This is a genomic window from Burkholderia sp. Bp9015, from assembly GCF_003853505.1.
Lineage (GTDB): Bacteria > Pseudomonadota > Gammaproteobacteria > Burkholderiales > Burkholderiaceae > Burkholderia.
Genome location: NZ_QTPZ01000020.1, coordinates 84,818 through 97,638, shown reverse-complemented (window position 1 = coordinate 97,638; position 12,821 = coordinate 84,818). Strand labels below are relative to the sequence as shown.

Annotated in this window: 13 protein-coding genes; 5 read left to right on the top strand and 8 right to left on the bottom strand. The window is 66.8% G+C overall.

The window, feature by feature from the left end; genetic code table 11:
- Positions 1–27 precede the first annotated feature (27 nt).
- From folK to panB, 3 genes are read left to right on the top strand one after another with little or no spacing between them, the layout of a single operon-like run.
- Positions 28–570: a 2-amino-4-hydroxy-6-hydroxymethyldihydropteridine diphosphokinase gene (gene folK, locus DIE12_RS21715; RefSeq protein ID WP_044844054.1), complete on the top strand. Its 543-nt coding sequence runs from the start codon at positions 28–30 to the stop codon at positions 568–570.
- The gene (locus tag DIE12_RS21710) at positions 567–1,253 is read left to right on the top strand and encodes a deoxynucleoside kinase (protein WP_044844053.1); all 687 of its coding nucleotides are present in this window, start codon (positions 567–569) and stop codon (positions 1,251–1,253) included. Before folK ends, DIE12_RS21710 begins: the two co-directional genes overlap by 4 nt.
- A gap of 43 nt (positions 1,254–1,296) precedes the next feature.
- Positions 1,297–2,112 (top strand): 3-methyl-2-oxobutanoate hydroxymethyltransferase, encoded by an 816-nt coding sequence (gene panB, locus DIE12_RS21705; protein ID WP_044844052.1) that lies wholly within the window; start codon positions 1,297–1,299, stop codon positions 2,110–2,112.
- 134 nt (positions 2,113–2,246) lie between these two features.
- Here panB and DIE12_RS21700 read toward each other — a convergent pair whose 3' ends face one another.
- The 5 genes from DIE12_RS21700 to grpE all read right to left on the bottom strand — a co-directional run bounded on the left by DIE12_RS21700 (position 2,247) and on the right by grpE (position 8,659).
- The gene (locus DIE12_RS21700; RefSeq protein WP_124551344.1) at positions 2,247–4,166 is read right to left on the bottom strand and encodes a chorismate-binding protein; all 1,920 of its coding nucleotides are present in this window, start codon (positions 4,164–4,166) and stop codon (positions 2,247–2,249) included.
- 4 nt (positions 4,167–4,170) lie between these two features.
- Complete coding sequence (gene dnaJ, locus DIE12_RS21695; RefSeq protein WP_044844050.1) at positions 4,171–5,307, bottom strand: molecular chaperone DnaJ; 1,137 nt, start codon at positions 5,305–5,307, stop codon at positions 4,171–4,173.
- Positions 5,308–5,571: 264 nt separating this feature from the next.
- Positions 5,572–7,515, bottom strand: a complete 1,944-nt coding sequence (gene dnaK, locus DIE12_RS21690) for a molecular chaperone DnaK (protein WP_044844049.1) — start codon at positions 7,513–7,515, stop codon at positions 5,572–5,574.
- A gap of 147 nt (positions 7,516–7,662) precedes the next feature.
- The gene (locus tag DIE12_RS21685; RefSeq protein WP_124551343.1) at positions 7,663–8,103 is read right to left on the bottom strand and encodes a thioredoxin family protein; all 441 of its coding nucleotides are present in this window, start codon (positions 8,101–8,103) and stop codon (positions 7,663–7,665) included.
- Positions 8,104–8,113: 10 nt separating this feature from the next.
- A complete protein-coding gene (gene grpE, locus DIE12_RS21680; RefSeq protein WP_044844047.1) occupies positions 8,114–8,659 on the bottom strand; it encodes a nucleotide exchange factor GrpE in 546 nt (181 codons plus the stop codon).
- Between the two features lie 350 nt (positions 8,660–9,009).
- On the opposite strand from grpE, the gene DIE12_RS38165 reads away from it, so the two are divergent.
- Positions 9,010–9,171, top strand: coding sequence for a hypothetical protein (locus DIE12_RS38165; RefSeq protein ID WP_006476841.1), 162 nt, complete (start codon positions 9,010–9,012; stop codon positions 9,169–9,171).
- Here DIE12_RS38165 and DIE12_RS21670 read toward each other — a convergent pair.
- From DIE12_RS21670 to hrcA, 3 genes are all read right to left on the bottom strand, one after another.
- The gene (locus tag DIE12_RS21670; RefSeq protein WP_124487960.1) at positions 9,143–9,550 is read right to left on the bottom strand and encodes an RNA-binding S4 domain-containing protein; all 408 of its coding nucleotides are present in this window, start codon (positions 9,548–9,550) and stop codon (positions 9,143–9,145) included. The genes DIE12_RS38165 and DIE12_RS21670 overlap by 29 nt on opposite strands.
- Before the next feature lie 5 nt (positions 9,551–9,555).
- A complete protein-coding gene (gene hemH, locus DIE12_RS21665) occupies positions 9,556–10,620 on the bottom strand; it encodes a ferrochelatase (protein WP_124551342.1) in 1,065 nt (354 codons plus the stop codon).
- A 137-nt stretch (positions 10,621–10,757) separates the two neighbouring features.
- Complete coding sequence (hrcA, locus tag DIE12_RS21660; protein ID WP_011544637.1) at positions 10,758–11,780, bottom strand: heat-inducible transcriptional repressor HrcA; 1,023 nt, start codon at positions 11,778–11,780, stop codon at positions 10,758–10,760.
- A gap of 130 nt (positions 11,781–11,910) precedes the next feature.
- Between hrcA and DIE12_RS21655 the strand changes: the two genes are divergently transcribed.
- A complete protein-coding gene (locus DIE12_RS21655; protein WP_124487961.1) occupies positions 11,911–12,813 on the top strand; it encodes an NAD kinase in 903 nt (300 codons plus the stop codon).
- Positions 12,814–12,821 lie beyond the last annotated feature (8 nt).

Here is a 12,821-nt window from a genome sequence, read left to right as displayed (position 1 = left end):
CCGGCGAACGACGTAGGAAGTGATGCCATGACGGTTGCATATATCGGACTGGGGGCGAATCTCGGCGATGCGCGCCAGACCCTGAAGGACGCGGTGGTATGCCTCGCGCAGCAGCGCACCATCTCGATCCTCGGCAAATCGAGCCTGTATCGCACGGCGCCCTTCGAAGCGGGCGGCGACGATTACTACAACTGCGTCGTCAAGCTCGACACGACGCTGTCGGCCCGGGAGCTGCTCGCGCTCTGCCAGAAGATCGAACATCACTTCGGGCGCGAGCGCCCGTATCGCAACGCGCCGCGCACGCTCGACCTCGACATCCTGCTGTTCGGCTCCGATTCGATCGACGAACCCGACCTGATCGTCCCGCATCCGCGCCTCACCGATCGCGCATTCGCGCTCGTGCCGCTCGTCGAAATCGAACCGGCGCTCGACATCCCCGCGCGCGGCCGCGCCGATGCGTTCCTCGCCGCCGTCGCCGATCAGCGCGTCGAGAAGGTGCAGACCTGCCAATGCCTGATGCAGAAGGCCCTTGCCGCCGGCGCTGACGCCGACAAGAACCCCTGCCGATGAACACCACTCCGCTGACCGTCACCGCGCCCGACCTGCGCGCCCCGCATCGCTACCTCGTGATCGAAGGCCCGATCGGCGTCGGCAAGACGACGCTCGCGCGCCTCTTCGCCGAGCGCTGGTCGATGCAGGCGCTGCTCGAACGCCCGCAGGACAACCCGTTCCTCGAACGCTTCTATCGCGACACCGCGCGCTACGCGCTGCCCGCGCAGCTGTCGTTCGCGCTGCAGCGCGCGCAGCAGGCGCGCGAACTGATCGGCGCGCTCGATACGGGCCGGCCCGTCGTCGCCGATTTCATGCCGCAGAAGAACGACATCTTCGCGCGGCTGAACCTGCCGGAAGACGAATGGCAGCTGTACCGGTCGATCGCGACGCACCTCGACGTGCCGCAGGCACCCGCGCCCGATCTCGTCGTCTACCTGCAGGCGAGCCCCGAGGTGCTGTTCTCGCGCATCCAGAAGCGCGGGCTGCCGATGGAGCTGCAGATCAGCGACGCGTACCTGCGCTCGCTCGTCGATGCATACAACGAATTCTTCTATCACTACGACCGCACGCCGGTACTCACGGTCGCAGCCGAACACCTGAACCCGCTGGATTCCCCCGAAGACCTCGCGCTGCTGGTCGAGCGCATCGACACGATGCGCGGCCGCAAGGAATTCTTCGTCAAGGGCGAGACGACGCGCTGACGCGTCCTCGCCTGTCGTTCCTCCCCATCGAACCGGATTTCCCATGACCTATCTCCAGGAATCGAGCCGGCCTGCCGTCACGGTGCCCAAGCTGCAGGCAATGCGCGAAGCCGACGAGAAGATCGCGATGCTCACCTGCTACGACGCGAGCTTTTCCGCGCTGCTCGATCGCGCCGGCACCGACGTGCTGCTGATCGGCGATTCGCTCGGCAACGTGCTGCAGGGCCACACGACCACGCTCCCGGTGTCGCTCGACGACATCGCGTACCACACCGCATGCGTCGCGCGCGTGCAGCCGCGCGCGCTCGTCGTCGCCGATCTGCCGTTCGGCACGTACGGCACGCCGGCCGAGGCGTTCGCGAACGCGGTCACGCTGATGCGCGCCGGCGCGCAGATGGTGAAGCTCGAAGGCGGCGAATGGCTCGCCGACACGATCCGCTTCCTCGTCGAACGCTCCGTGCCGGTGTGCGCGCACCTCGGCCTCACGCCGCAGTCGGTGCATGCGTTCGGCGGCTTCAAGGTGCAGGGCCGCACGGAAGCCGGCGCCGCGCAGTTGCTGCGCGATGCGCGGGCGATCGAAGATGCGGGCGCGCAGCTCGTGGTGCTCGAGGCGGTGCCGACGCTTGTCGCGTCCGAAGTCACGCACATGCTGAAGATCCCGACGATCGGCATCGGCGCAGGGCTCGATTGCTCGGGTCAGGTGCTGGTGCTGCACGACATGCTCGGCATCTTCCCCGGCAAGCGGCCGCGTTTCGTGAAGGATTTCATGCAGGGCCAGCCGAACATCCAGGCGGCCGTCGAGGCGTACGTGAGCGCGGTGAAGGACCGCACGTTCCCGGGCCCGGAACACTCGTTCTGACGCGCGGCCGGCGGCGCGTGCGCCGCTACCCGTTCGATACAAAAAAGCGCGGCGCCCTTTGCGGGCGCCGCGCTTTTTCCTTGGATGCCGTAGCGGCGGGTCATGGGGCACGCGGCCCGGACGCCGTCATGGCGTCATTTCAATACCGCATCGAGCGCGCCGCGCAACGCATTGGTCAGCAGCAGCGCCTCCGCGCGCGCCAGATCGTCGCGCGTGACGACCCGCTCCACGGCGCCGAATGCACGATCGTCGAGCAGCACGCCGCGCATCACGCCCGGCAGCACGCCGCTCGCCAGCGGCGGCGTCACCCACTGGCCGTCGAGCTTCACGAACACATTCGACCGCCCGCCTTCAGTCACCTCGCCGCGCTCGTTCACGAACAGCATGTCGAAGCCGCCGAGCGCTTCCGCCGCCTGCCACGCGCGGTCGTATTCCGCGCGGTGCGTCGTCTTGTGCAAGAGCAGCGCATCGTCCGCGCGGGTCGGCGCGAAGCCGTGCGCGGACGCGAGCATCACGCCGACCGGCCCCGCGGGCAGCGGCTTCAATACCGCGGCCGTGATGTCGACCGTGCCGTCCTTCGCGAGCGCGAGCTTCATCCGGTACGGACTGTCGCCGTCGAGCGCCGCGCAGCGCGCTTCGATCTCGCGGCACAACGCGTCGGCGTCGAGGCGGAAGCCGAAAGCATCCGCGCTGCGCTGCAGCCGCGCGAGATGGCGCTCGAGATGCCGGATGCCGTCCGCACGTGTCGCGGCCGTGGTTTCGAACAACTGGAAGCCGGGATCGGCATCGGTCAGGAATCGCGCTTTCAATTCGCACTCCGCATATTCGTCGGCGGCGACGCTGTCGAGCACGATGCCCGCGCCGACACCCATCCTGCCGCACCGCCGGCCGCTAGCGGCCGTTGCCGCGTCGCGCGTGTCGATCGTTGCGGCCGCATCGACGGCGATCGCATCGAGCGTCAGCGTCCGGATCGCGACCGACAGGCAGAAATCGCCGCAGCCGGCCACGCCGTCGGGCACCGCAGCGCCTGCCGAAGGGCCTTCCTTCGGTGCATCGAGCCAGCCGATCGCGCCCGTATAGAGCCCGCGCGGCGTCGACTCGATTGCGTCGATCAGTTCCATCGTCTTGTGCTTCGGCGCACCGGTGATCGATCCGCACGGAAACAGCGCACGCAGCATCTGCGCGAACGTGGTGCCGTCGCGCCAGCCGGCCTCGACCGTCGACGTCATCTGCCACACCGACGCATACGGCTCGACCGAGAACAGCGCCGGCACCTTGACCGTGCCCGTGCGCGCGATCCGCGACACGTCGTTGCGCAGCAGGTCGACGATCATCACGTTTTCCGCGCGGTTCTTCGGATCGTTCGCGAGGAACGCGGCAGCCGCCGCATCGTCGCGCGGATCGGCCGAGCGCGGCGCGGTGCCCTTCATCGGCCGCGCGCGCAGCAGGTCGCCGTGCTTCTCGACGAACAGCTCCGGCGAGCACGACACGACCCACGCGCCGTCGGGCAGCGCGATCAGCGCGCCGTAACGCACGGGCTGACGCGCGCGCAGCCGCCGGTACAGCGCGAGCGGCGTGCCGAACATGTCGAAATTCAACCGGTACGTGTAGTTGATCTGATACGAATCGCCCGCCCGCAGCGCGTCGTGCACCGCGGCGATCGCCGCGTCGAACGCGTCGCGCGACACGCTCTTCGCGACGTGCGCGACGCCCGCGATCGACGGCGGGCCGCCGCCGTCCTGCTGCGCGAGCCACGCATCGACTTCGTCGCGCGACAGGCGCTCGCAGCGCGCATACAGCAAAAAGCGCAGCGGGGCATGGCCCGGCTGCGCTCTGTCCAGATTGCGTCCGAATTCGTAGTCGCCGACGACGATCGCATGCAGCCCGTCGCGCAGATCCTGCGCCACAGCCGCATCGACTTCGTCGAGCCGTGCCGGATCCGTGCACACGCGTTCGCGCACGAAACCGGAATACAAACGACTCGACCGCGCGGACGCGGTCGAGTCGCAATCGTCCAAGAGCGCGAACGACGCGCTCTCGTTGCCTTCAGTCATGCCGTTACTCGAAGAAGCTCTTCACCCGGTCGAACCAGCTCTTGCTCTGCGGGCTGTGACGCGCACCGCCCTCGGCCAGCGACTTCTCGAACTGCTTGAGCAGATCGCGCTGCTGGTCGGTCAGCTTCACGGGCGTCTCGACCTGCACGTGGACGTACAGATCTCCCGCGATGCTCGAACGCAGACCCTTGATCCCCTTGCCGCGCAGGCGGAACGTCTTGCCCGACTGCGTGCCTTCCGGCACCGGGAACGACGCACGGCCGGCCAGCGTCGGCACCTCGATCTCGCCGCCCAGTGCGGCGGTCGTAAACGGGATCGGCATCTGGCAGTGGAGATCGTCGCCGTCGCGCTCGAACACCGAGTGCGGCTTGATGTGGATCTCGACGTACAGGTCGCCCGGCGGCCCGCCGTTGATGCCCGGCTCGCCGTTGCCGGCGGAGCGGATCCGCATCCCGTCGTCGATGCCGGCCGGGATCTTCACTTCGAGCGTCTTGGTTTCCTTCACCTTGCCCGAGCCGTGGCAGTGCACGCACGGTTCCGGGATGTAGGTGCCGGTGCCGTGGCACTTCGGGCAGGTCTGCTGGATGCTGAAGAAGCCCTGCGACATGCGCACCGTGCCCTGGCCGTGACAGGTCGGGCAGGTTTCCGGCTTCGTGCCGGGCTTCGCGCCCGACCCGTGACAGACTTCGCACGATACCCAGCTCGGCACGCGGATCTGCGTGTCGTAGCCGTGCGCGGCCTGCTCGAGCGTGATTTCCATGCTGTAGCGCAGGTCGGCGCCGCGATACACCTGCGGACCGCCGCGGCCGCCGCGCGCGGCACCGCCCGCGGCCTGGCCGAAGATGTCGCCGAAGATGTCGCCGAACGCGTCCGCGAAGCCGCCGAAACCCTGTGCGCCCGCACCGCCCATGTTCGGATCGACGCCCGCGTGGCCGTACTGATCGTACGCCGCGCGCTTCTGGTCGTCCGACAGCATTTCATAGGCTTCCTTCGCCTCCTTGAAATGCTCTTCCGCATCCTTGTTGTCCGGATTGCGGTCAGGGTGATACTTCATCGCAAGCTTGCGATACGCCTTCTTGATTTCGTCGTCGCTCGCGTTCTTCGCGACGCCCAGAACCTCGTAGTAATCCCGTTTCGCCATATCGATTCACTGTGCCGTCGCGCGTCACGCACGCGGCGGCTCCTTTCGCCCGCAGTAAAGTCTCTCGACTCGTCTGGCGCTGCGCCGTCCGCGGACGGCTCGCGCAGCACCCGCCAAAAAACAAATGTGCCCGGAGGGCCGCGAAGCCCGCCAGGCGTGGAGTCGATCCGGCCATCCGGAAGGAAAGACAGACCGCTTTCAGTCGTTGGTCAACCGCGCCGCGCGCGTTTCCACGCGCGGCGTACGGTGCCATTGCAACCCGGCTTAGTCCTTCTTCACTTCCTTGAACTCGGCGTCGACGACGTCGTCGGCAGCCTGCTGCGCACCGCCCGCCTGGGCCGCGCCTTCCGCTGCACCCGCCGCGCCGGCTTGCTGCGCCTGCATGTCGGCGTACATCTTTTCGCCGAGCTTCTGCGAAGCCTGACCGAGTTCCTCGACCTTCGCGTCGATCGCCGCCTTGTCGGCCGACGTATCCTTCAGCACGTCCTCGAGCGACTTCAGCGCCGCTTCGATCTTTTCCTTCTCGCCCGCGTCCAGCTTGTCGCCGTACTCGGTGAGCGCCTTCTTCGTGCTGTGGACCAGCGCGTCGCCCTGGTTGCGCGAATCAGCCAGCTCGCGCAGCTTGTGGTCTTCCGCTGCGTTCGCTTCCGCGTCCTTGATCATCTGGTCGATTTCAGCGTCGGACAGGCCCGAGTTCGCCTTGATCGTGATCTTGTTTTCCTTGCCGGTCGCCTTGTCCTTCGCGCCGACGTGCAGGATGCCGTTCGCGTCGATGTCGAAGGTCACTTCGATCTGCGGCACGCCGCGCGGCGACGGCGGGATGCCTTCGAGGTTGAACTCGCCGAGCAGCTTGTTGCCTGCCGCCATCTCGCGTTCGCCCTGGAACACCTTGATCGTCACGGCCGACTGGTTGTCGTCCGCCGTCGAATACACCTGAGCGTGCTTCGTCGGGATCGTCGTGTTCTTGTTGATCATCTTCGTCATCACGCCGCCGAGCGTCTCGATACCGAGCGACAGCGGAGTCACGTCGAGCAGCAGCACGTCCTTGCGGTCGCCCGACAAGACCTGGCCCTGGATCGCCGCGCCGACTGCGACGGCTTCGTCCGGGTTCACGTCACGGCGCGGATCCTTGCCGAAGAACTCCTTCACCTTCTCCTGCACCTTCGGCATGCGGGTCTGGCCGCCGACCAGGATCACGTCGTCGATGTCCGACACCTTGACGCCGGCGTCCTTGATCGCGATGCGGCACGGTTCGATCGTGCGCTCGACCAGATCCTCGACCAGCGCTTCCAGCTTCGCGCGGGTGATCTTCAGGTTCAAGTGCTTCGGACCCGATGCGTCGGCCGTGATGTACGGCAGGTTGATTTCGGTCTGCTGGCTCGACGACAGCTCGATCTTCGCCTTTTCAGCGGCTTCCTTCAGGCGCTGCAGCGCGAGCACGTCCTTCGACAGGTCGACGCCCTGCTCCTTCTTGAACTCGCCGATGATGTAATCGATGATGCGCTGGTCGAAGTCCTCGCCGCCGAGGAACGTGTCGCCGTTGGTCGACAGCACTTCGAACTGCATTTCGCCGTCGACGTCCGCGATCTCGATGATCGACACGTCGAACGTGCCGCCGCCGAGGTCATACACGGCGATCTTGCGGTCGCCCTTCTCGGCCTTGTCGAGGCCGAACGCGAGCGCGGCTGCCGTCGGCTCGTTGATGATCCGCTTGACTTCCAGGCCCGCGATGCGGCCGGCGTCCTTGGTTGCCTGGCGCTGGCTGTCGTTGAAGTACGCCGGCACCGTGATCACGGCTTCCGTGACCGGCTCGCCGAGGTAGTCTTCGGCCGTCTTCTTCATCTTGCGCAGCACTTCAGCCGAAACCTGCGGCGGCGCGAGCTTCTCGCCGTGCGCTTCGACCCATGCGTCGCCGTTGTCGGCCTTGATGATCGCGTACGGCATCAGGCCGATGTCCTTCTGGACTTCCTTCTCTTCGAAGCGGCGGCCGATCAGGCGCTTCACGGCGAACAGCGTGTTCTTCGGGTTGGTCACGGACTGACGCTTGGCCGGCGCGCCGACGAGCACTTCGTTGTCGTCCATGTAGGCGATGATCGACGGCGTCGTGCGCGTGCCTTCCGAGTTCTCGATGACCTTGACCTGGTTGCCTTCCATGATGGCGACGCACGAGTTCGTGGTGCCGAGGTCAATACCGATGATCTTTCCCATTTTTCCTAATCTCCAGAAATGCTTGTTTGCTGCGCGAAACCCCGCGTTTTTGGGCAGTTTCGCGCGCCAGAATTCAACTCTGTTCCCGAAATGCGTCCGGCCGATCCGTTTTCAAGACCCGCCAAGCGATGCGGATATTAAATTTTTTCAATCGCCGCCGGTAGCCGGATCGTACGAACCGGCGTCGCGGTCCGACGGCGCGCCGGCCGCCGCGGCGATCTTCGCGCGCGCCGCCGACACCGCCGCCTGGAACTGCGCGAGGCCATGCCAGCCGGTCGCGCGGCCGAGCCGCTTGCCGCGGTGGAAGAAGAACCACGTCGGCACGCCGTGCAGGCCGAAGCGGCGCCCCAGCTCATGATGTTCGTACACGTTGCAATGGAACCACTTCAGATCCAGCGCGCGGATCGCGTCCGGCTGGGCGAGCATCGCCTTCTTGGCGATCTCGCAGTTGAAGCAGTCGACGCCCCAGAAGAACACCACGGCGAGCGCATCACCGGCGCCGGCGATCGCGGCGTCGAACGTGTCGGCCGCCAGCGCCTGCATGTCGAACGCGTCGAACGCGGCCGGATCGACGCCGGCGGGAACCATCGCGTCGGCCTTACTTCGGCTGGGCGACCGTGACGAGCGCCGGGCGCAGCACGCGGTCGGCGATCATGTAACCCTTTTGCAGGACGGTCACGACGGTGTTCGGCTCCTGCTCGGCCGGCACCATCGAAATCGCCTGGTGCTGGTGCGGATCGAACTTCTCGCCGACCGGGTTGATCGCGACGACGCGGCCCTTCTCGAGCGCGCTCGTCAGCTGGCGCAGCGTCAGTTCGACGCCTTCGCGCACCTTCGTGATGTCGCCGGACGTATCGCCGACGGCAGCCTCGAGGCTGTCCAGCACGGGCAGCAGGTGCTCCGCGAAGCCCTCGATCGCGAACTTGTGCGCCTTCGAGACATCTTCCTGCGCGCGGCGGCGGACGTTCTCGGTCTCGGCCTTCGCCCGCAGGAAGCTCTCCTGCAGCTCGGCGACCTTGGCTTGAGCCTCCGCGAGCGCCGCGTCGGCTGCTTCGGCGGCGGGCGCCGCGCCTTGCGCCGCCTGCTTCTCGCTGCCGATGTCTTCGGCCGATTGGGTAGCCGGGTTCTCTTGCGTGTTTTCCATGTCGCTGAAAGTCGATTAGAGGTTGAAGCCAAATCGGCAACCGCCGGACCGTATGTCGGCGGCACCGCACATTGTTGGTGCAAATAAGGGCGAAAACTGCGATTTCAAGGGGGTTATTCACCGGCATTCGCCAATGCCGTGAAACAACCGCGCTGCACGCCGCCGATTACGTGCATTTGTCGCCGGATCGGACGAAACGACCGGTAACAACGCTTACCAGGCAAGTACTAGCTCGGCACAGGGGGGTGCACTACACTCCATTCAAGCGTCGAAAAAGCGCGTTTACCCTAGCTTACCGGCGCCTGACATCCACCTGGCGCTGCATTCACAGTCCCATCGAGGCGCGTACCGTGAAACTGACCTTTGCCATATCGGTGGTCGCGCTGGTACTGATTGCCGGCACCACCACCATCTGCCTGTCCGGAGCCGTCACCGACCGCACGACCGAATACGGAAGCGCGCGGGCGACGTTCGACCAGATGTTCAGCTCCCACCAGAAAATCTGTCGATGATGCGCCGGTCGCGCTTGGTCGGCCGGCCGTGCAGTTCCGCCGCCGGCTCGCGATAGGTGCGGCGCCGTTCCAGTTCGGCGAGCCGCGCGACGCGCCCCGCTTCCGTTTCCTCGTAAAGCGTCTGCGCGATGCTCGCGGGCCCGCGCACGTCGCAAATGCCAAGCACGGCAATGTGCCAGACGACACCGTCGATCGCAATCTCGACCTCGTCGCCGACGCGCACGTCCTTGGCCGGCTTCACCGCCGCGCCGCCGATCTTCACGTGGCCCTTGTCGACCGCGTCGGACGCGAGCGAGCGCGTCTTGAAGAAGCGGGCCGCCCACAGCCATTTGTCGATGCGCAGCTTCGCGCCGGGTTCAGTCGAAATCCTGTAGTTCATCGCGTTCAACTCACCGTTTCGGGCTGCGCGGCCTTCACCGGCCAGCCCTGCAGATTCTCGGCGACGATCTCGCCCAACGCGCCGATCCACGCGGGCGCGCCGTTCAGGCACGGAATCCGGTGGAACGCCTGGCCGCCGCCCGCGATGAACTCGTCGCGCACCTCCATCCCGATCTCCTCGATCGTCTCCAGACAATCGGCCGTAAAACCGGGACAGAACACGTCGGCCCGCCGCACGCCCGCCTCGCCGAGTTCGCGCAGCGTCGGCGCCGTGTAGGGCTGCAGCCACTCGGCCTTGCCGAAGCGCGACTGGAACGTCACGCGGCATTCGAGCGTCGACAGCCCGAGCGCGGCCATCAGCAGCGCGCCCGTCTGCTGGCACTGGTCGTGATAGGGGTCGCCCAGGTCGAGCGTGCGCTTCGGCACGCCGTGGAAACTCAGCACGAGCTTGTCGCCGGCCGCGAAGTCGGGCCGGCCATGCTGCGCCCAGTACTGGCGCACCTGTTCGGCGAGCGCGTGGATGTAGGCCGGATGGTCGGCGTAGTGCCGCACCGTGCGCACTTCCGGCTGGTTGCGCATCCGCGCGAGCGCGGCGAACGCGGCATCGAATGCCGTCGCGGTGGTGGACGCCGAGTATTGCGGGTACATCGGCATCAGCAGCACGCGCTCGACGCCAGCACGCTTGAATTGCGCGAGCGCCTGCGCAATGCCCGGGCTGCCGTAGCGCATCGCGTAGTCGACCGTCACCTGATAGTCGTTCGACGCGAGCAGGTGGCGCACGCCGTCGGTCTGGCGCTCGGTGTATACGCGCAGCGGCGAGCCTTCGGGCATCCAGACGGCCGCGTACTTCTTCGCGGACGCGCGACCGCGCAGCGGCAGGATCAGCGTGCGCAGCAGCACCTGCCAGACGACCTGCGGGATTTCGACGACGCGCGGGTCCGACAGGAACTCGGCCAGATAGCGCCGCACCGCGCGTGGTGTCGGGGCGTCGGGCGTGCCGAGATTGATCAGCAGCACGCCGATGCGATGGGCAGCTGCGACGCTCGAAGGCGGCTCAAGATCGAAACGCATGGGCAGGAACGTGCTCGGGGCACGCAGTCGGACGGCCCTCAATTATAGCGGGCCGTCTCGCCCGGGTCGGCTGGCCGTTCGGCCGACTGGCGGTACGCACGGCGCCGCGGCACGATGGCGGGACGGTATCGGTCGGGTTACTGCTGGCTCAGCGTGAGCGACAGCAGCCGCGCGGTGATGTCGACGATCGGGATCACGCGGTTGTACGCCATGCGGGTCGGGCCGATCACGCCGAGCGTGCCGACGATCTGGCCGTTCACCTCGTAGGGCGCGGTCACGACGCTCATTTCCTCGATCGGCACGAGCGTCGATTCGCCGCCGATGAAGATCTGCACGCCCTGGGCGTGGCTCGACACGTCGAGCAATTGCAGGAGGCCCGTCTTTTGGTCGAACACGTCGAACAGCTTGCGCAGCCGCGCCATGTCGGACGACAGATCCGCCACTTCGAGCAGGTTGCGCTCGCCGGAAATGAGCACGGTGTCCTCGGTATCGGGCACCTCGGTGCTGGCCGTCACGGCCGCATGCATCAGCGTGGTCATGTCGCCGCGCAGCTGGTCGATCTCGTCGCGCAGGCGGCGGCGCACCTCGTCGAACGACAGCCCGGCGAAGTGCGCGTTGATGTAGTTGGACGCCTCGGTGAGCTGCGACGGCGAATAGTCGCGCGGCGTCGCGAGCATCCGGTTCTGCACGTCGCCCTCGGGCGTGACGATGATCAGCAGGATGCGCTTGTCCGACAGCCGCATGAACTCGATCTGCTTGAACACGTGGCTGCGGCGCGGCGTCAGCACGACACCCGCGAACTGCGACAGGTTCGACAGCACGCTCGCCGCGGCCGCCACGACCCGCTGCTGCGGTTCGCCGGCCTGCAGCGTGTTCTGCACCTGGCGCGCGACGGCCTCGGCGTCGATCGGCGCCTCGACCGTCAGCATCGTGTCGACGAACAGCCGGTAGCCGCGCGGCGTCGGCACGCGGCCGGCCGACGTGTGCGGGCTCGACACGAGGCCGAGCTCCTCCAGGTCGGACATCACGTTGCGGATCGTTGCCGGGCTCAGTTCGAGCCCGGAATAACGGGACAACGTGCGCGAGCCGACCGGCTGACCGTCGGCGATATACCGTTCGATCAGGGTTTTCAGGAGGGTTCGTGCGCGAGGATCTAGCATGGTGGAAAATTTTAGCGCAACCGCGCGAGCACGGCGAGTGGCCGCGGCCACTGTCGCCCGGGCCGACCGATCCGGCCCCGTTCGCGCACAGCCGGTTCTTTTCGTCAACGAGCTATGGTGTAATGCCGGCATGAAAACCGGTAATCAGTTCAACACCGTCGCGCTCGTCGGCCGGAGCAACACGCCCGGCATCGCCGAGCCGCTCGCCACGCTGGCTGGCTGCATCGCGAAGCTCGGCTTCGAGGTCGTGTTCGAAGCCGAAACGGCGCGCGAGATCGGCATCTCCGGCTATCCGGCGCTCACCCCGGCGGAGATCGGCGCGCGCGCGGACGTGGCGGTCGTGCTCGGCGGCGACGGCACGATGCTCGGCATCGGCCGCCAGCTCGCGCCGTACAAGACGCCGCTGATCGGGATCAACCACGGGCGGCTCGGCTTCATCACCGACATCGCGGCGGCCGACATGCAGGCGCGCGTCCCGGTGATCCTGTCGGGCAAGTTCGAGCGCGAGGAGCGCTCGCTGCTCGAGGCCCGGATCGTGCGTGACGGCGAACCGATCTACCACGCGCTCGCGTTCAACGACGTCGTCGTGAACCGCAGCGGCTTTTCCGGGATGGTCGAGCTGCGCGCGTCGGTCGACGGCCGGTACATGTACAACCAGCGTTCGGACGGCCTTATCGTCGCCACGCCGACCGGCTCGACCGCCTACGCGCTGTCGTCGGCCGGCCCGATCCTGCATCCGCAGCTCCAGGGCATCGTGCTCGTGCCGATCGCGCCGCACGCGCTGTCGAACCGGCCGATCGTGCTGCCCGACGATTCGAAGATCGCGATCCAGATCGTCGGCGGCCGTGACGTCAACGTGAACTTCGACATGCAGTCGTTCACCTCGCTCGAACTGAACGACACGATCGAGGTGCGCCGCTCGAAGCACACGGTGCCGTTCCTGCACCCGGTCGGCTACAGCTACTACGCGACGCTGCGCAAGAAGCTGCACTGGAACGAACACGCATCGAACGAAGACGACAAGGCGTCCTGACGCACCCA

What these genes read in the sequence shown, in the direction of transcription:
- grpE (WP_044844047.1), bottom strand. Translation starts at nt 8,659, where the DNA reads ATGGAAAACACGCAAGAGAACCCGGCTACCCAATCGGCCGAAGACATC.
- folK (WP_044844054.1), top strand. Translation starts at nt 28, where the DNA reads ATGACGGTTGCATATATCGGACTGGGGGCGAATCTCGGCGATGCGCGC.
- DIE12_RS21710 (WP_044844053.1), top strand. Translation starts at nt 567, where the DNA reads ATGAACACCACTCCGCTGACCGTCACCGCGCCCGACCTGCGCGCCCCG.
- panB (WP_044844052.1), top strand. Translation starts at nt 1,297, where the DNA reads ATGACCTATCTCCAGGAATCGAGCCGGCCTGCCGTCACGGTGCCCAAG.
- DIE12_RS21685 (WP_124551343.1), bottom strand. Translation starts at nt 8,103, where the DNA reads ATGGTTCCCGCCGGCGTCGATCCGGCCGCGTTCGACGCGTTCGACATG.
- DIE12_RS21670 (WP_124487960.1), bottom strand. Translation starts at nt 9,550, where the DNA reads ATGAACTACAGGATTTCGACTGAACCCGGCGCGAAGCTGCGCATCGAC.
- dnaK (WP_044844049.1), bottom strand. Translation starts at nt 7,515, where the DNA reads ATGGGAAAGATCATCGGTATTGACCTCGGCACCACGAACTCGTGCGTC.
- dnaJ (WP_044844050.1), bottom strand. Translation starts at nt 5,307, where the DNA reads ATGGCGAAACGGGATTACTACGAGGTTCTGGGCGTCGCGAAGAACGCG.
- DIE12_RS21700 (WP_124551344.1), bottom strand. Translation starts at nt 4,166, where the DNA reads ATGACTGAAGGCAACGAGAGCGCGTCGTTCGCGCTCTTGGACGATTGC.
- hemH (WP_124551342.1), bottom strand. Translation starts at nt 10,620, where the DNA reads ATGCGTTTCGATCTTGAGCCGCCTTCGAGCGTCGCAGCTGCCCATCGC.
- DIE12_RS21655 (WP_124487961.1), top strand. Translation starts at nt 11,911, where the DNA reads ATGAAAACCGGTAATCAGTTCAACACCGTCGCGCTCGTCGGCCGGAGC.
- hrcA (WP_011544637.1), bottom strand. Translation starts at nt 11,780, where the DNA reads ATGCTAGATCCTCGCGCACGAACCCTCCTGAAAACCCTGATCGAACGG.